13 protein-coding genes and 1 pseudogene are annotated in these 17,306 nt (G+C 73.4%); 11 read left to right on the top strand and 3 right to left on the bottom strand.

The genetic code is table 11. The features are described 5' to 3' along the window. A partial coding sequence (ppsA, locus tag PU704_RS15880; RefSeq protein WP_277551983.1) for a phosphoenolpyruvate synthase occupies positions 1-1,267 on the bottom strand: 1,267 nt, incomplete at its 3' end. A gap of 884 nt (positions 1,268-2,151) precedes the next feature. On the opposite strand from ppsA, the pseudogene PU704_RS15885 reads away from it, so the two are divergent. From PU704_RS15885 to PU704_RS15900, 4 genes and pseudogenes are all read left to right on the top strand, one after another. After that, a pseudogene (locus PU704_RS15885) lies at positions 2,152-3,414 on the top strand (M24 family metallopeptidase). Positions 3,415-3,553: 139 nt separating this feature from the next. Next, positions 3,554-4,330 (top strand): creatininase, encoded by a 777-nt coding sequence (locus tag PU704_RS15890; protein ID WP_047803846.1) that lies wholly within the window; start codon positions 3,554-3,556, stop codon positions 4,328-4,330. Between the two features lie 7 nt (positions 4,331-4,337). Next, complete coding sequence (locus PU704_RS15895; protein ID WP_075872296.1) at positions 4,338-6,077, top strand: BCCT family transporter; 1,740 nt, start codon at positions 4,338-4,340, stop codon at positions 6,075-6,077. A 152-nt stretch (positions 6,078-6,229) separates the two neighbouring features. Then, the gene (locus tag PU704_RS15900; RefSeq protein ID WP_277551984.1) at positions 6,230-7,060 is read left to right on the top strand and encodes an IclR family transcriptional regulator; all 831 of its coding nucleotides are present in this window, start codon (positions 6,230-6,232) and stop codon (positions 7,058-7,060) included. Positions 7,061-7,090: 30 nt separating this feature from the next. Here the strand turns inward: PU704_RS15900 and PU704_RS15905 are convergent, their stop codons facing one another. Next, the gene (locus PU704_RS15905) at positions 7,091-8,272 is read right to left on the bottom strand and encodes an acyl-CoA dehydrogenase family protein (RefSeq protein ID WP_277551985.1); all 1,182 of its coding nucleotides are present in this window, start codon (positions 8,270-8,272) and stop codon (positions 7,091-7,093) included. Further along, entirely contained in the window at positions 8,269-8,982 is a 714-nt protein-coding gene (locus tag PU704_RS15910; RefSeq protein WP_277551986.1) for a TetR/AcrR family transcriptional regulator, read from the bottom strand. Before PU704_RS15910 ends, PU704_RS15905 begins: the two co-directional genes overlap by 4 nt. Positions 8,983-9,117: 135 nt before the next feature. Here PU704_RS15910 and PU704_RS15915 point away from each other — a divergent pair, with 135 nt between their 5' ends. The 7 genes from PU704_RS15915 (at position 9,118) to PU704_RS15945 (ending at position 17,246) form a co-directional block, all read left to right on the top strand. Beyond that, positions 9,118-10,725: a carboxyl transferase domain-containing protein gene (locus PU704_RS15915; RefSeq protein ID WP_277552019.1), complete on the top strand. Its 1,608-nt coding sequence runs from the start codon at positions 9,118-9,120 to the stop codon at positions 10,723-10,725. A 5-nt stretch (positions 10,726-10,730) separates the two neighbouring features. Beyond that, entirely contained in the window at positions 10,731-12,803 is a 2,073-nt protein-coding gene (locus tag PU704_RS15920; protein WP_380112401.1) for an acetyl/propionyl/methylcrotonyl-CoA carboxylase subunit alpha, read from the top strand. Next, positions 12,800-13,960: an acyl-CoA dehydrogenase family protein gene (locus tag PU704_RS15925; RefSeq protein WP_075872292.1), complete on the top strand. Its 1,161-nt coding sequence runs from the start codon at positions 12,800-12,802 to the stop codon at positions 13,958-13,960. Before PU704_RS15920 ends, PU704_RS15925 begins: the two co-directional genes overlap by 4 nt. Before the next feature lie 10 nt (positions 13,961-13,970). After that, positions 13,971-14,459, top strand: a complete 489-nt coding sequence (locus PU704_RS15930) for a MaoC family dehydratase (RefSeq protein ID WP_277551988.1) — start codon at positions 13,971-13,973, stop codon at positions 14,457-14,459. A 70-nt stretch (positions 14,460-14,529) separates the two neighbouring features. Next, positions 14,530-15,351, top strand: a complete 822-nt coding sequence (locus PU704_RS15935; protein WP_277551989.1) for an HpcH/HpaI aldolase/citrate lyase family protein — start codon at positions 14,530-14,532, stop codon at positions 15,349-15,351. 34 nt (positions 15,352-15,385) lie between these two features. Next, positions 15,386-16,210, top strand: coding sequence for an electron transfer flavoprotein subunit beta/FixA family protein (locus tag PU704_RS15940; protein ID WP_277551990.1), 825 nt, complete (start codon positions 15,386-15,388; stop codon positions 16,208-16,210). A gap of 88 nt (positions 16,211-16,298) precedes the next feature. After that, positions 16,299-17,246 (top strand): electron transfer flavoprotein subunit alpha/FixB family protein, encoded by a 948-nt coding sequence (locus tag PU704_RS15945; RefSeq protein ID WP_277551991.1) that lies wholly within the window; start codon positions 16,299-16,301, stop codon positions 17,244-17,246. Positions 17,247-17,306 lie beyond the last annotated feature (60 nt).

Here is a 17,306-nt window from a genome sequence, read left to right on the forward strand (position 1 = left end):
TCGCCGCGTGGCAGGTGCGGCCGCCGCGGTCGGTGACGATCGCGGCGGCCTTCTTCATGATCGGCTCCCAGTCCGGGTCCGTCATCGAGGCCACCAGCACGTCCCCGGCCTGGAACGAGGCCATCTCCTCGTGGGAGCCCAGGACGCGGACCTGGCCGGCGCCGATGCGCTGGCCGATCGCCCGGCCCCGGGTCAGCACCGTGCCGCTGCCCTCGAGCCGGTAGCGGGAGACCGCACCGGCCGCCCGGCGGGAGACGACGGTCTCCGGACGGGCCTGGAGGATGTAGAGGCGCCCGTCGGTCCCGTCCAGGCCCCACTCGATGTCCATCGGGCGGCCGTAGTGGGCCTCGATGGCCACCGCGTAGCGGGCCAGCTGCTCCACCTGCGCGTCGGTGAGGCTGAACCGGTTCCGCAGCTGCGCCGGCACGGGCACGAAGCCCACCGTCGCCCCCAGGTCCCGGGAGTCCGTGTAGGTCATCTGCAGGGCCTTCTCCCCGAGCCCGCGCTTGAGCACGGCCGGGCGGCCGGCGGCCAGGGCGGGCTTGTGGACGTAGAACTCGTCCGGGTTCACCGCCCCCTGCACCACGGCCTCACCCAGCCCGTAGGACGAGGTGATGAACACCGCGTCGGTGAAGCCGGACTCGGTGTCCATGGTGAACATCACTCCCGAGGCCCCCACGTCGGAACGCACCATCTTCTGCACGCCCACCGACAGCGCCACCTCGGCGTGGGTGAAGCCGTGGTGGACCCGGTAGGCGATCGCCCGGTCGTTGTACAGGGACGCGAAGACGTCCTGGACCGCGGCCAGGACGTTCTCCACGCCCCGCACGTTGAGGAACGTCTCCTGCTGGCCGGCGAAGGAGGCGTCCGGCAGGTCCTCCGCCGTGGCGCTGGAGCGCACCGCCCAGGAGACCTCCACCCCGTCGGGCTGGGCGGCGGACAGCTGCTCGTACGCGGCGCGGACCGCCTCCTCCAGGGCGGGCGGCAGCGGCGCGGACCGGATCAGCGCACGGATCCGGCCGCCGACGGCGGCCAGGGCGCTCACGTCGCCGGCGTCGAGGCCCTCGAGGATCCCGGCGATCCGCGCCTGAAGCCCCGAGGCCGCCAGGAACTCCCGGAAGGCCGTGGCCGTGGTGGCGAAGCCGCCGGGCACCTGCACCCCGGCGCTACTCAGACTGCGGATCAGCTCCCCCAGGGAGGCGTTCTTGCCCCCCACCTCCGGGAGGTCGGACAGGCCGATCGCGGTGAACGGAAGAACATGGGTCATCGGAATCGTCTCCTAGAGGTGCGTTCGAGCAGGCGGCGGTCATGTCGTCGAGAAGAGCCGGACGCAGCGGCGCCCTGAGCGGCGCCGGATCCGGATGTACGGATGAGGAGTCTCGTCGTCGATGGAGATGGCCGGGGCACGATCGGTGAGCATCTACGTGTCCCGCGGAAGAGAAGGAGTTGATGGTTCGTCGCCCTTGGCGGGGAGCCCGTGGTTGCCGGCGGACAGGTGCGCCCGGACCCGGTGGTTCCCCGTGCTGCGACGGACTGGCGGCCGTCGCCGTGCGTGAGGGGGATCGCCGCCATGGTGACGCTCAACGGGCGCGACCGGTCTGCTCGCTCGAGCGCTCCACAGCGTCCGCGGGGAGGGTCAAGCCTGGTCGCGTGTTCGGCGGCCGGTCCGGGTCCTCCGACGCCCCGGGTCGAGCACGACGCATGACACCCCTCTCCTGCTCGTGCAGTGGCCGACAACTATGTCGTCAACAGATATATCACTCATATACGAGCCCGGGAAGCGTGTTGCGGTCCGTGGCCAGGTGGCACCTTGGTCCACCGGTGCGGAAAGAGGTCGGCTGGGGTTGCAGAGTTGCGCTCATTGCAACACTTGCACATGTGAGCGATGCCTTCAGGATTCGGAGAATTGCAGCAATCCCTGGCTTTTCTCCGAGCTCTTGACCGTGGTGTGGATCACTTTCTACAGTTACAGCAACTCGGTTGTGATGAGTGCAACACTCAGCGATCGGGACAGAACCACCCAGCAGCTGTTGGGCGCGACAGCGGCATCCGCACCTTCGTCGAGGCCGGCGGCACCGACGTCGCGGTGCGGTGCCTCCCGTGACCCATCCCCGGCATTCCGCACGGGGTCCGCTCCACGAAAGGACGACCATGACCACCTCGCCCACCACCGTTCCCAGCGCCTCCTCGGTCGCCGAGCTCGAGCGCCTGAAGATCCTGCACAACGGGCAGAAGGAGCAGCTGACCTTCTCCGATGCCGAGTTCGAGCGCCGCCTCGCCGGCCTGCGGAAGATCATGGCCGACAAGCAGCTCGACGCCGTCGTGCTGACCAGCTACCACGGCATCAAGTACTACTCGGACTTCCTGTACACCACGTTCGGCCGCAACTACGCCCTGGTCGTCACCGCCGACGACTCCGTCACGGTCACCGCCAACATCGACGCCGGCATGCCGTGGCGCACGAGCTACGGCGACAACGTCGTCTACACCGACTGGTAGCGCGACAACTTCTACTTCGCCCTCCAGGAGGTCCTGCGCCGGCGCGGGGTGCAGGCCCGCCGGATCGGCGTGGAGGACGACGCCCTGCCGCTGCTGACCCGCCGGCGCATCCAGGCCGCGTTCGCGGATGCTGAGCTGACCGACGTCTCCCAGGAGGCCATGCGCCAGCGCATGGTCAAGTCCGCCGAGGAGATCGAGGTCATCAAGCACGGCGCCCGCATCGGCGACCTCGGCGGCGAGGCCATCCGCGCCGCCATCCGTGAGGGCATCAGCGAGTACGAGGTCGCACTGGCCGGCACCGAGGCCATGGTCCACGAGATCGCCCGCACCTTCCCGCACCGTGAGGTCCGCGACACCTGGGTGTGGTTCCAGTCCGGGATCAACACCGACGGCGCCCACAACTGGGCCACCACCCGCACGCTGCGCCGGGGCGACATCCTGTCCCTGAACTGCTTCCCGATGACCTCCGGGTACTACACCGCCCTCGAGCGCACCCTGTTCCTCGGCGAGCCGGACGCCCGCTCGCGCGAGCTGTGGGAGATCAACGTCCAGGTGCACGAGCGCGGCCTCGAGCTGATCAAGCCGGGCGCGGTGTGCAAGGACATCGCGGCGGAACTCAACGAGATCTTCGTCTCCCACGGCCTGCTGGCCAACCGCACCTTCGGCTACGGGCACTCCTTCGGAGTGCTCAGCCACTACTACGGCCGCGAGGCCGGCCTGGAGCTGCGCGAGGACATCGACACCGTGCTGGAGCCGGGCATGGTCGTGTCCATGGAACCGATGATCACGGTCCCCGAGGGCGAGCCGGGCGCCGGCGGCTACCGCGAGCACGACATCCTCGTGGTCGGCGAGGACGGCGCGGAGAACATCACCAAGTTCCCGTACGGCCCCGAGCACAACATCGTGTCCGCCTAGACGGAGCCCGACGGCGGCGGCGCCGCAACGCGCCGCCGCCGTCCCCGGCGGCCTCCGCAGCCGCACCACACAGCCGCACCACACAGCCGCACCACACAGCCGCACCACACAGCCGCACCCACGGCACGGAAGGACCACGGTGGTCACCACCCGCTCTCTCGAGGATCTCGACGCGCACAGCTACCAGGACTACGTGGCCGGAGGCCGAGGACTGGTGCTCATCCCCACGGGGGCCACGGAGCAGCACGGCCCCCACCTGCCGCTGGGGGTGGACGCGATGCTCTCCCGCGCCGTCTGCGCCGCAGCCGCGGAGGAGCTCGGCGCCCTGGTGGCACCGACCTTCAGCTACGGCTACAAGTCCCAGCCCCGCTCCGGGGGCGGCAACCACCGTCCCGGCACGACGAGCCTGTCCGGGCAGGCCCTCGTGCTGCAGACCCAGGACGTCGTGCTCGAGTTCTTCCGCCACGGCATCCGCCGGATCGCGGTGGTCAACGGCCACTTCGAGAACTACCAGTTCCTCTACGAGGGACTCGACCTCGCGGTGCGGCAGGCCCGGGCCGGCGGCCTCGACGGCAGCCGGGCCATGCTGCTCTCCTACTGGGACTTCGTCGACGACCAGGCCCTGGAGGCCGTCTTCCCGGACGGCTTCCTCGGCTGGGACGTGGAGCACGGGGGAGTGCTCGAGACCGCACTGATGCTCCACCTGCACCCCGACAAGGTCGACATGTCCCGGGCTCCCGCCCATCCCCCCGCCGAGCTGACCCCCTACGACGTCTTCCCCGAGGACCCGGCCCGCACTCCGAGCTCCGGGTGCCTCTCCTCCCCCACAGGCGCCACCGCAGAACGCGGCGAGCTGCTGCTCTCCACCGTCCGCTCCGGCATCGTCCGGGCGGTCACCAGCGAGTTCGGGAAGTGAGAACGACATGAAGAAGACCGACGCCTCCGCGGAGGCCGCAGCCGAGGCCAGGACCGTGCCGCGGTTCCGAGGGCGGAACCTGCCCGCTCTGGACCGGGCCGTCATCACGGTCCTGCCTCCGGTGCTCATCGTCGCCGTGCTGGCCGTGGTCACCGTCAACCCGGGCGGCGCGGCCGAGGCCATCTCCGCGGCCCGCACCTTCGTCACCGGCAGCTTCACCTGGCTGTTCATCGCCTATTCGCTCGTGGCGGTCGCCGTCTGCGCGTGGCTGGCCTTCAGCCGGGTCGGCAGCATCCGCCTCGGCGGACCGGACGCCCGCCCGGAGCACGGCAAGTTCGCCTGGTACTCGATGCTCTTCGCCTGCGGGCAGGGCATCGGGCTGATCTTCTGGTCGGTCGCCGAACCGATCCTGCTGCGGGACGAGAACCCCGTCGTCCCTGCGGGGCAGGACGGTGGGGCCGAGGGCGCGATGGTGTGGTCCTACTTCCACTGGGGCTTCACCGCCTGGGCCATGTACTGCGTGGTCGCGGTCTGCCTCGCCTACTCCCACCACAACCTCGGCAAGACCCTCACCTTCCGTGAGGCCACGGTCGACGTCCTCCCGACATGGTCCCAGCGCGGGGCGGGCGTGGTGGTGGAGCTGCTCGCGATCATCGCGACCGTGCTGGGCCTGGCCACCTCCTTCGGCTTCGCCGCCCTGCAGTTCAGCTCGGGGCTCGCTTCCTTCACCGGGCTGTCCTCCGGCCCGGGGGTCTGGCTGCTCGTCATCCTGGGGCTGGCCGGCCTGACCGCGGCCTCCGCGTTCTTCGGCATCAACAAGGGCATGAAGCGGATCAGCGAAGTGAACTCCGTGCTGAGCATCGTGCTGCTCGTGGCCGTGCTCGTCGCCGGTCCCACCATCTTCATCGTCTCGAACGTCACGCAGACGTTCGGGTCCTTCTTCGCCCACTTCCCGGCGATGAGCTTCTGGACCGACGCCGGCACCGCCGGGCAGGGTCTCGCCACCTGGCAGGACAGCTGGAACGGTTGGTGGACCGTGTTCATCTGGTGCTGGGTCATCGCCTTCAGCCCCTTCGTGGCCGGTTTCATCGCCCGCATCTCCCGCGGCCGCACCATCCGCGAGTTCGTCATCGGCGTCACCGTGATCCCCTCGCTGATCGTCATGGTCTGGATCGGGATCATCGGCTCGGCCGCTCTGCACTACGACGACCGCAGCGACCGCGGCATCTCCGCGGCGGTCGCGGCGGACACCTCCAGCGGGCTGTTCGTCATGCTCGAGTCCGTCCCCGTCGTCGGCTCACTCCTGCTCGTGGTGGCCACCGTCCTGGTCGCCACCTACTACGTCACCTCCCTGGACTCCGGCGCGCACGCCCTGGCCGAGTTCGTCTCCGCGCCCCGCCGGGCCGGGCCGATCTTCCGCGTGGTGCTCGTCGCCAGCATCGCCGCCGTGGCGCTCACGCTGCTCACCCTCGGCGGCACCGCGGTGGTCGACACGGTGCAGACCGGCACCATCATCGGAGCCTTCCCGTTCTCCTTCGTCATCCTGTTGATGATCGCGAACCTCGTGCGCCGGCTGCTGACCCGCACGCCGGGGACCGAGCGCCTGGAGCGGGAGGTCAACGACCCCTCGCCGGACGTCCCCGGCACCGACGGCACCCCGGCGGGGGCGGGGGAGGGTCCGGTGCGGCGCACCGCGGCCGTCCCGGAGCCGGTCCCGCCGGTCGTTGATCCCCGACCGCAGCGCTGACCCCCGCGCCCGACGGGTGGTCGCGATGGGCACGTCGTCCCCGCCGGCCGACTGTCCCGGCGCGTCCGGGAGGTGGGAGCGCAGCCCGCGTTCCCACCTCCCGGACGCGTCGTGGTGAACGTCCCGCCCCGTGACGCAGAATGAGAAGTCCTATGACGCCACCATCCGAGAACACCTCCCCCGGCGAGGCCCGCGCCGCGTCCGTCGTCTCCCACGCGCTGCGGGTCCTGCGCTGCTTCTCCGTGGACGAACCACTGCTGGGGGTGACCGAGATCGCCGCCCGCGTGGGGCTGCACAAGAGCACGGTCTCCCGGCTCCTGGTGACCCTGGAGCAGGAGAACGTGGTGGAGCGCGATCCGCAGACGCGCCGCTACCGCCTGGGCCTCGGCCTGATCTCCGTGGCGGGTCCGCTGCTGGCCGAGCTGGACGAGCGGCGCGCGGCGTACCCGGTGCTGCTGGAGCTGACCGAGCAGACCGGCGAGACGAGCGCGCTGATGGTCTGGAGCGACGATCAGGCCGTCTGTGTGGAGCAGATCCCCAGCCCGCGGCAGATCAAGCACACCACGCCGCTGGGCACCAGGTACAACACCGCGCTCAGCGCCTCGGTGCAGCTCTTCCTCGCGGAGCAGCCACCGGAGCGGGCGCAGGCGCTGCTGCTGTCCGGGATCATCGAGCTGCCCGACCCCACCGAGGCAAGCGTCGGGGCCTACCTGGAGTCACTGCGACAGGTCGCCGAGGAGGGGGTGGCCCTCAACTACGGCAAGACCTCGATGGACGAGGTCGGCGTCGCCGCCGCCGTCCGCGACCACCGGGACCGGACGGTCGCGGCCGTCATGGTCGCGGCGCCGCGCTACCGGGTCACGCCCGAACAGGCCCAGCAGCTCTCCTCCGCCGCCGTGGCGGCGGCCCGGGAGGTGTCCCAGCGGCTCGGGGCCCCTGTGGGGGCCCGCCGTACCGGGCGGGCGTCCCTGGAGGTGCGCTGACCGGGTCCCGTCGGCCCGGGGCCGCGGCCGTCACCCGGTGGAGGCCGCGTCCCGCCCGATCGTCTCCCGCAGGATCTCGCTCGTGCCGCCGAAGATCGTCAGCAGCCGGGAGGCGAGGTAGGCCTGGGCCACCGGGTAGTCGAGGATGTAGCCGTAGCCGCCGTGCAGCTGCAGGCACCGGTCCGTGACGGCCTTGGCCCGCTCGCTCGCCCAGTACTTGGCCTTGGAGGCCCCGACGACGTCGAGCGCCCCGGCGTTGAACGCGTGCACGGCCCGCTGGACGTAGGCCTCGGTGACCTCCACCTCGACCGTCAGCTCCGCGACCTCGAACCGGGAGTGCTGGAAGTCCAGCACCCGGGTGCCGAAGGCCGTGCGCTCCCGGATGTAGTCGAGGGTGGACTCCAGCGTGGCGCGCGCCACGGCGCTGGCGGCCACGGCGACCGCCAGCCGCCCCTGGGGCAGCAGCTGCCGGATCTGCCGCAGCCCGCCGCCCTCCGCCCCGATCAGGTTCGCGCCGGGGACGCGGACGTCCTCGAAGAACAGCTCGGCGGTGTCGGAGGCCCGCACGCCCATCTTGTCCAGCTGCTTGCCGGCCGAGTAGCCGGGGGAGTCCGTCCTGTGCACCAGGAAGAGGCTGAAGCTGTCCTCCCCGGCGCGCTCGGCGCGCCCGTCCGTGCGGGCCAGCACCAGGGCGGCGTCCCCGCTGATCCCGTTGCCGATGAAGGTCTTCTGGCCGTTGAGCACCCAGTCCTCGCCGTCGCGCACGGCCCTCGTGCGCACCCCGCGCAGGTCGGACCCGGCGCCCGGCTCGGTCCAGGCCACCGAGGTGACCAGTTCCCCGGTGAGGATCCGCGGCAGCCACCGCTCCTGCTGCTCCGCGGTGCCGTGGGCGAGCAGGTGGGGCAGCACCCAGTCGTCGTTGAGGTGCAGCGCCAGGGCCACGCCGAGGGCTCCGCCGCGGACCAGCTCCTCGTCGAGCACGGCGCGGAACCGGTAGTCGGTCAGGCCCATGCCGCCGTGCTCCTCGGGCACGGCGAGGCCGAGCAGGCCCGCCCCGCCGGCGGCGGTCCACATGCTGCGCGGCATCAGGTGCTCGGCGTCCCACTGCGCGTAGTGGGGGGTGACCTCGCGCGCCACGAACTCGCGGGCGACGCCGCGGAACTCCTCGTGCTCCTCCTCGAAGAAGGGCTGGACGGCCGGGGTGGGAGTCATGGGGTGCCTCCTGTGCTGGTGGGAACCGGGTGGCCGGCGGCGTCCGGGTGACCGGTGGGGTCCGGGCGGATCGCGGTGCGCAGCGCGGCCCAGGCCATCTCCTCGAGCGCGGCCCGGGCGGCGTCGAGACGCTCCGCCTCCTGCGGAGTGCGCAGCCGCTGTGCGGCCCGCAGGGAGTGCGGGGTGGAGTTGATCAGTCCGAAGGCGGCCTGGGCGCGCAGGGTGAGGTCGGCGACCTCGCGCGCGGGGGCGAGCTCGCGCAGGGCCTCGACCCACAGGGTCACGTAGCCGCGCTGGAGCACGCGCACCGTGCGGCGGTCCTCGGCCGTCAGGTTGGGCAGCTCCCGGTCCTGCACCACGATCACGGCGGGGCGGTGCAGGGCGAAGTCGACCTGGAAGCGGACCAGGTCCCGCAGTCGCCGCTGCGGGTCGGGGGCGTGCCGGGCCACCTCGCGGCCGCGCTCGAGCAGGTCGTGGCTGACCTCGAGCAGCACCGCGCCCAGGACGGCCTGCTTGCTCGCGAAGTGCCGGTAGACCGCGGGGCCGCTGACGCCCGCGGCCGCGCCGATGTCGTCGATCGAGACCCCGGCGAAGCACCGCTCGGCGAAGAGCGTGGCGGAGGCGGCGAGCAGGTTCTGCCGGCGCCGGGCCTTCGCCTGCCCGCGCACCGTGGTGGGCTGCGGGCTGGGTCGGCGGTCGGTCTGCGGCATGCGGTCCTTCTTCCGGCGGCGGGGCGGGGCGTTCCTGGACATTTTAGTGAGTCGCCACTAACCTGACGACCAAGTTAGTCCAGACTAACCGAAATGGCGTCCCGCACCCGGGGCCGGATCGGGACGGAGGAGCGGATGCGCGCGCTGAGCAGCCAGGTGGACCCGGGCAGCCCGGACTTCGGCGCCAACGCGGCCGCCCAGCACCGGCTCGTCGCGGAGCTCGGGGAGCGCCTGGACCGGGTGGCGCAGGGCGGGCCGGCGGCCTCGCGGGCGCGGCACGTGGGCCGCGGCAAGCTGCTGCCGCGCGAGCGGGTGGACCACCTGCTCGATCCCGGCAGCCCGTTCCTGGAGGTCGGCGCCCTGGCGGCCGAGGGGATGTACGACGACGAGTGCCCCGCGGCCGGGCTGATCGCCGGCATCGGGCTCGTGCACGGCCGGCAGGTGATGGTCGTGTGCAACGACGCCACGGTCAAGGGCGGCACGTACTACCCCGTGACGGTCAAGAAGCACCTGCGCGCCCAGGAGATCGCCCTCGAGAACCGGCTGCCCTGCGTCTACCTCGTGGACTCCGGCGGGGCGTTCCTGCCGATGCAGGACGAGGTCTTCCCGGACCGCGAGCACTTCGGGCGGATCTTCTACAACCAGGCGAACCTCTCGGCCGCGGGCGTCGCCCAGATAGCCGCGGTGCTGGGCTCGTGCACCGCCGGCGGCGCCTACGTGCCGGCGATGAGCGACGAGACCGTGATCGTGCGCGGACAGGGCACGATCTTCCTCGGCGGCCCGCCGCTGGTGAAGGCCGCCACCGGCGAGGAGGTCACCGCGGAGGAGCTGGGCGGCGGCGAGCTGCACGCGGCCGTCTCCGGGGTGGTCGACCACCTCGCGGAGAACGACGAGCACGCCCTGGAGATCGTCCGCGACATCGTCGCGACCCTGCCCCCGCCCGCCCCCCGCGCCTGGCCGGTCCGGGCGGCGGAGCCACCGGCCGTGGCCGAGGACGAGCTGGCCGGCGCGGTCCCGGTGGACCCCAACGCCGGCTACGACGTGCGCGAGGTGATCGCCCGGCTCGTGGACGGGTCTCGCTTCGCCGAGTTCAAGGCGGAGTACGGCACCACGCTCGTCACCGGCTTCGCCCACCTGCACGGCCACCCGGTGGGCATCGTGGCCAACAACGGGGTGCTCTTCGCCGAGTCGGCGATGAAGGGCGCCCACTTCATCGAGCTGTGCGACCAGCGCGGGATCCCGCTGCTGTTCCTGCAGAACATCACCGGCTTCATGGTGGGCCGCGACTACGAGGCCGGCGGCATCGCCAAGCACGGCGCCAAGATGGTCACCGCCGTGGCCACCACCCGGGTCCCGAAGCTGACCGTGGTGATCGGCGGGTCCTTCGGGGCCGGCAACTACTCCATGTGCGGGCGCGCCTACTCCCCGCGGTTCCTGTTCCTGTGGCCCCAGGCGAGGATCTCGGTGATGGGCGGGGCCCAGGCCGCGTCGGTGCTGGCCACCGTCAAGGCCGACCAGCTGGCCGCCCGCGGGCAGGACTGGGACGCGGAGGAGCGCGAGGCGTTCATGGCGCCCATCCGCCGGCAGTACGAGGAGCAGGGCAACCCCTGGTACTCCACCGCCCGGCTGTGGGACGACGGCGTGATCGCCCCCTCCGACACCCGCGAGGTGCTCGGGCTGGCCCTCGAGGTCTGCTCCCGCGCCCCGCTGCCCGAGCCGGCCTTCGGCCTCTTCAGGATGTGAGCCCCGTGACTCCCAGCACGCCCCCGCGCCGCTTCGACGTCGTGCTTGTCGCCAACCGCGGCGAGATCGCCCGCCGGATCCTGCGCACCCTCAAGGCGCTGGGCATCCGCTCGGTCGCGATCTACAGCGAGGCCGACCGCGACGCGGTGCACGTGCGGGAGGCCGACGTGGCCGTGTGCGTGGGCCCGGCCGCGCCGGCGCAGAGCTACCTGCGCATCGACGCCGTGGTCGAGGCCGCCCGCGCCACCGGGGCGCAGGCGGTCCACCCCGGCTACGGGTTCCTCTCCGAGAACGCCGGCCTGGCCCGCGCGTGCGCCGCGGCCGGCATCGCCTTCGTCGGCCCCGGCGCGGAGGCCCTGGAGATCATGGGGGACAAGATCCGCGCCAAGCGGCACGTGGCCGCTGCCGGGGTGCCCGTCGTGGCCGGGGTCTCGGACCCGGGCCTCGACGACGACGCCCTGGTGGCCGCCGCCGCCGGCCTGGACTACCCGCTGCTGATCAAGCCCTCGGCCGGGGGCGGCGGCAAGGGCATGCACGTGGTCGAGGACCCCGAGCGACTGCCCGAGGCCCTCGCCACCGCCCGCCGGGTCGCGGCCGCCGCGTTCGGGGACGACACCCTGTTCCTGGAACGACTCATCGAGTCCCCCCGGCACATCGAGGTCCAGGTCCTCGCCGACACGCACGGGACCGTGGTCCACCTGGGCGAGCGCGAGTGCTCGCTGCAGCGCCGGCACCAGAAGGTGATCGAGGAGGCGCCCTCGCCGCTGCTGGACCCCGCCACGCGGGAGCGGATCGGGCAGGCCGCCTGCCGGGTGGCCCGCTCGGTCGGCTACGCCGGCGCCGGGACCGTGGAGTTCCTCGTGGCCGCGGACCGGCCGGAGGAGTTCTTCTTCATGGAGATGAACACCCGCCTGCAGGTCGAGCACCCGGTGACCGAGCTGGTGACCGGCGTGGACCTCGTGGAGCACCAGCTGCGCGTCGCCGCGGGGGAGCCCCTCGCCCTGGCCCAGCAGGACGTGGTGCTCACCGGCCACGCGGTGGAGGCGCGGGTCTACGCCGAGGACCCCGCGCGCGGCTTCCTGCCTACCGCCGGCACCGTGCTCGCGCTCGAGGAGCCCTCCGGCCCCGGGATCCGCGTGGACTCCTCCCTGGCCGCGGGCCTCACGGTGGGCTCCGACTACGACCCCATGCTGGCCAAGGTGATCGCCTGGGGCGAGGACCGCGAGCAGGCCCTGGACCGGCTGGACTCCGCCCTGGCGGACACCGTGGTGCTCGGGGTGGGCACCAACACCGAGTACCTGCGCGCCCTGCTCGCCGATCCCGCCGTGCGCGCCGGGGAGCTGGACACCACCCTCATCGAGCGGCGCCTGCCGGAGCTGGAGTTCGCCGCCCCGGACGAGACCCACTTCGCCGCCGCGGCCGCCTTCCTGCGGGCCCGGGCCGCCGCGCCCGGTCCAGGGCCTGGCTGCGGGCCCTGGGACCGCGCCGAGGGCTGGCGGCCCACCGGCCGGGCCCGGCCGGCGGTGGAGCTCGCCCACGGGCTGGAGCAGCCCCGCCGCACCGTCGTCGACGACGGCGTGCGCCTGGTGCCCCTGCCCGGCCGGGCGGCCGCGCACCTGCTGGAGGCCGGCGGGACCGCCCGCGTCGTCCACGTCGCGGCAGGGGAGGGCAGCGTCTGGGTGGGCGAGGACGGGTTCGCCGTCGAGCTCCACGTGCTGACCCGCGAGGAGCGGCTGGAGCGGGCGCTCGTGGCCCTGGAGCGCACGGCGGGGCCCGCCCCGCCCGAGCTGCACTCGCCCATGCCCGGCACCGTCGTCGCGGTCCCCATCGCGGCGGGGGAGCGGGTCGCGGAGGGGCAGACCGTGGTGGTCGTCGAGGCCATGAAGATGGAGCACCGGCTGACCGCCCCCACCGCCGGAACCGTCGAGCTGTCCGTGCGGGCCGGAGCGCAGGTCGCCCTGCACCAGCTGCTCGCCCGCGTGGTGCCCGACGTCCCCGGCACCGCACCCGGCACCGGTCCGGCGGCGCCCGGGACCCCGCCGGCCACCGATCCGACCAGTCAGGAGCACAGCGCATGAACTTCGAGCTCGACGAGGAGTACCAGGACCTCTCCGACACCGTCCGGGAGTTCGCCGACGAGGTGATCGCCCCCGTCTCGGCCCGCTACGACCGGGACCACGCGTTCCCCTACGACATCGTGGCGCAGATGGGCGAGCTGGGCCTGTTCGGCCTGCCCTTCCCCGAGGAGTACGGCGGGATGGGCGGGGACTACTTCGCGCTGTGCCTGGCGCTCGAGCAGATCGCCCGGGTCGACCAGTCCGTGGCCATCACCCTCGAGGCCGGGGTGTCGCTGGGTGCCATGCCGATCTTCCGCTTCGGCACCGAGGAGCAGAAGCAGCAGTGGCTGCCCGACCTCGCGACGGGCCGGGCGCTCGCCGGCTTCGGGCTCACCGAGCCGGAGGCCGGCTCGGACGCCGGCGGCACCCGCACCACCGCCAGGCGGGAGGACGGGCAGTGGGTGGTCGACGGCGCCAAGGAGTTCATCACCAACTCCGGCACGGACATCACCCGCCTGGTCAACGTCACCGCGGTCACCGGCACCACGCAGCTGCCGGACGGGCGGGCCAAGAAGGAGATCTCCACGATCATCGTCCCCACGGACACCCCCGGCTTCCGCGCCGAGAAGGCCTACGACAAGGTCGGCTGGAACGCCTCGGACACCCACCCGCTGTCCCTGCAGGACGTCCGGGTCCCGGAGGACCACCTGCTGGGCGAGGAGGGGCGCGGCTACGCCAACTTCCTGTCCATCCTCGACGAGGGGCGCATCGCCATCGCGGCCCTGGCCACCGGCGCGGCCCAGGGCTGCGTCGAGGAGTCGGTGCGCTACGCGGGCGAGCGCACCTCCTTCGGCCGGCCCATCGGGGGAAACCAGGCGATCTCCTTCAAGATCGCCCGCATGCAGGCCCGCGCGCACACGGCCCGGCTGGCCTACTACGACGCCGCGTCCCGGATGCTGGCCGGCCGGCCGTTCAAGACGCAGGCCGCGATCGCCAAGCTCGTGGCCGGGGAGGCCGCGATGGACAACGCCCGGGACGCCACCCAGGTCTTCGGCGGCTACGGGTTCATCAACGAGTCCCGGGTGGCCCGCCACTACCGCGACTCCAAGATCCTCGAGGTCGGCGAGGGCACCACCGAGGTGCAGCTCATGCTCGTCGCCCGCGAGCTGGGACTGTGAGGGGGCGGCCGTGAGCGCACCGCGAAAGGTGGTCCGCCAGCGCGGGCTCTGGTTCGAGGAGTTCGAGGAGGGCACCGTCTACGAGCACGCCCCGGGGCGCACGGTGACCGAGGCCGACAACGTCCTGTTCACCACCCTCACCATGAACACCCAGTCCCTGCACCTCGACGCCGCGTGGGCCGGGCGCCAGCCCTTCGGGCAGCGCCTGGTGAACTCGATGTTCACGCTCTCCACCCTCGTGGGCGCCTCCGTGGCGCAGCTGACCCAGGGCACCATCGTCGCCAACCTCGGCTTCGAGGAGGTGCGGTTCCCGCACCCGCTGCACCACGGCGACACCCTGTACTCGTCCTCCGAGATCCTCGGCACCCGCCCGTCCTCCTCCCGGCCCGGGCAGGGGATCGTGCGCGTCAAGCACGTCGGGCGCAACCAGGACGGGCTGGTGGTCGCCGAGTGCACCCGCTCCGTGCTCATGTGGTCCCGCGACGCCGCCCCGCGGTGACCCCGGTGCCCGGGACCCCTCCCGTGCCCGCCGCGCCACCGCCCCACCACCCGTTCCGAAGGAGCCGCCCGTGACCGACGACCCCGCCCTCGGCCCCGCCCTGCTGTTCTGCCCGGCCGACCGTCCCGACCGCTACGCCAAGGCCGCCGCGCGGGCCGACACCGTGATCCTCGACCTCGAGGACGCCGTGGCCGGGCCGGACAAGCCCGCCGCCAGGGACGCCCTCGTGGCCACGCCCCTGGACCCCGCCCGCACCGTCGTGCGGATCAACGCCGAGGACACCGAGGACTTCGCCCACGACCTCGTCGCCCTGCGGCACACCGCGTACACCACCGTGATGCTGCCCAAGGCCGCCTCCGCCGAGCGGCTCGCCGTCGCCGCGGAGCTCGGCCTGGACCGGGTGATCGCGCTGTGCGAGACCGCCGAGGGAGTGGTGCACGCGGCCGGGATCGCCCGCGCCCCCAACGTGGTGGCGCTGATGTGGGGCGCCGAGGACCTGGTCGCCTCCCTGGGCGGCAGCTCGTCCCGCCGCCCGGACGGCGCCTACCGGGACGTCGCCCGGCACGCCCGCTCCGCGGTGCTGCTGGCCGCCGGCGCCGCCGGCAAGCCCGCCGTCGACGCCGTGCACGTCGACATCGCCGACCTCGACGGGCTGCGCGAGGAGGCCCTCGACGCCGTGGCCTCCGGCTTCGCCGCCACCGCCTGCATCCACCCCGGCCAGGTGGAGACCGTCCGCGCCGCCTACCGCCCCGCCGAGGAGGAGGTCGCCGCCGCCCGGGAGCTGCTCGCGGCCGCCCGGGACGCCGCCGGCGTCTTCACGTTCCGCGGGCGGATGGTCGACGAGCCCCTGCTCCGCCACGCCGAGCGCCTCGTGCGCCGCGCCGGCGGCTGAGCCCCGTGTCCGACGACCCCGTCCGGAGGAGACCATGAACCGGCCCCTGACCATCGTCGTCCCCGTCAAGCACGTCCCCGAAGCCCAGGGCGAGCGCGTCCTCACCGGTGACCCGCCCGTGCTCGAGCGCGGCCCCGGGATCCTCTCCGAGCTCGACGAGTACGCGCTCGAGGCCGCCCTGCAGCTCGTCGAGGCCGCCGGCGGGGCGGAGGCCGGTCACCGGGTGCACGCCCTCACCGTCGGCCCGGCGGACGCAGCGGCCGCCCTCAAGCGCGCCCTCCAGCTGGGCGCCGACGCCGGCGTGCACGTGCTCGACGACGCCCTGGCCGGCTCGGACGCCTGGGTCACCGCCCGGGTGCTCGCCGCCGCGGTCGAGCGGATCGCCGAGGAGGAGTCCCGGCCGGTGGACCTCGTGCTCACCGGCATGGCCTCCACGGACGGGGAGACCTCCCTGGTCCCCGGTCAGCTGGCCGAGCGGCTCGGCCTGGCCCACGTCGGCTTCGCGAGCTCGCTGGCCCTCGCCGAGGGCGGCGCCTCGCTCACCGCCACCCGGCACACCGGGGCCGAGGTCCTCGAGCTCGTCGCGCAGCTGCCGGCGCTCGTGGCCGTCACCGACCGGGCCAACACCCCGCGCTACCCGAACTTCAAGGCGATCGTGGCGGCCAAGAAGAAGCCCGTGCGCACGTGGTCGGCCGCCGAGCTCGGGCTCGGCCCGGGCGACGTGGGCCTCGCCGGCTCCCTCACGCGCGTGCTCGAGGCCGTGCCCCGCCCGCCGCGCACCGCCGGGGAGGTCGTGGTGGACGAGGGCGAGGGCGGGATCCGCCTCGCCGAGTTCCTCGTGGCCCAGAAGCTCGTCTGACCCCACCACGTCTGACACCCCACGTCTGACACCCCACGTCTCGCCCGATCACGTCTCGCCCGGGTGCCCGGGCAGGAGGAGGACCCTCATGACCACGACCCTGGTGGTGCTGGACACCACGGAGCGGCTGCGCCGCGGCGACCGGGAGCTGCTCGTGCTCGCGAGCTCCCTGGGCGAGGCGCACGCCGCGCTCCCGGCGACGCCCGGGGACGGGCTGCTCGACGAGCTGGCCGGCCACGGTGCGGCCGCCGTGCACGTCCCCGCGGACGCCGCGGGCGACCGGCTGACCACCCCCGCCGTCGCGCTCGCGGCGGCGGCCGCCCGGGCGAGCGGCGCCGGGGCGGTGCTGCTGCCCAACACCCCGGAGGCCAAGGACGTCGCCGCGCGCCTGGGTGTGCGGCTCGAGGCGGCGGTGATCACCGACGTGGTGGCCCTGGACACGGATCTGGTGGCGACCAAGTCCGTCCTCGCCGGCGGCTGGACCACCCGGTGCCGGGCCGTGAGCCCGGTGCTGGTCGCCACCGTCCGGCCCAACTCGGTGGAGCTCCCGGCCGAGCTCCCGGCCGGGGCGGACCGCCCGGCGGTGCACGTGCACGACGTCGACGACGCGGTCCCCGCCGCGCGCGTGGTCGGGCGCACCGAGCTGCCCGCCTCCGGGCGGCCGGCCCTGGGTGAGGCGCGCGTGGTCGTGGCCGGCGGCCGCGGCACGGGCGGGGACTTCGGCCCGCTCGAGGAGCTCGCGGACGTCCTCGGCGGCGCGATCGGCGCCTCCCGCGCCGCGGTGGACGCCGGGTGGATCGGCCCCGAGGCGCAGGTGGGGCAGACCGGCCGCACCGTCTCCCCGCAGCTCTACGTCTCGTGCGGGATCTCCGGGGCCGTGCAGCAGCGCGCGGGCATGCAGACCGCCCGGGTGATCGTGGCGGTCAACAAGGACGAGCAGGCGCCGGTCCTCGAGATCGCCGACCTCGGGATCGTGGGCGACCTCAGGAAGGTGCTGCCCCAGGCGGTCGAGCACCTGCGGTCGCTGCGCGGATAGCCGCCGCGGCCCGGCCCGAAGTGGTCGGGTCCGAAGCGGCCCGGCCCCGACCGGGCCGGG

Origin of the sequence: Kocuria oceani (genome assembly GCF_029524215.1) — a bacterium.
Taxonomy (GTDB): Bacteria; Actinomycetota; Actinomycetes; order Actinomycetales; family Micrococcaceae; genus Kocuria; species Kocuria oceani.

Coding starts and splice junctions, on each gene's coding strand:
- PU704_RS15895 (WP_075872296.1), top strand. CDS start 4,338: ATGAAGAAGACCGACGCCTCCGCGGAGGCCGCAGCCGAGGCCAGGACC.
- PU704_RS15900 (WP_277551984.1), top strand. CDS start 6,230: ATGACGCCACCATCCGAGAACACCTCCCCCGGCGAGGCCCGCGCCGCG.
- PU704_RS15905 (WP_277551985.1), bottom strand. CDS start 8,272: ATGACTCCCACCCCGGCCGTCCAGCCCTTCTTCGAGGAGGAGCACGAG.
- PU704_RS15910 (WP_277551986.1), bottom strand. CDS start 8,982: ATGCCGCAGACCGACCGCCGACCCAGCCCGCAGCCCACCACGGTGCGC.
- PU704_RS15915 (WP_277552019.1), top strand. CDS start 9,118: ATGCGCGCGCTGAGCAGCCAGGTGGACCCGGGCAGCCCGGACTTCGGC.
- PU704_RS15925 (WP_075872292.1), top strand. CDS start 12,800: ATGAACTTCGAGCTCGACGAGGAGTACCAGGACCTCTCCGACACCGTC.
- PU704_RS15940 (WP_277551990.1), top strand. CDS start 15,386: ATGAACCGGCCCCTGACCATCGTCGTCCCCGTCAAGCACGTCCCCGAA.
- PU704_RS15945 (WP_277551991.1), top strand. CDS start 16,299: ATGACCACGACCCTGGTGGTGCTGGACACCACGGAGCGGCTGCGCCGC.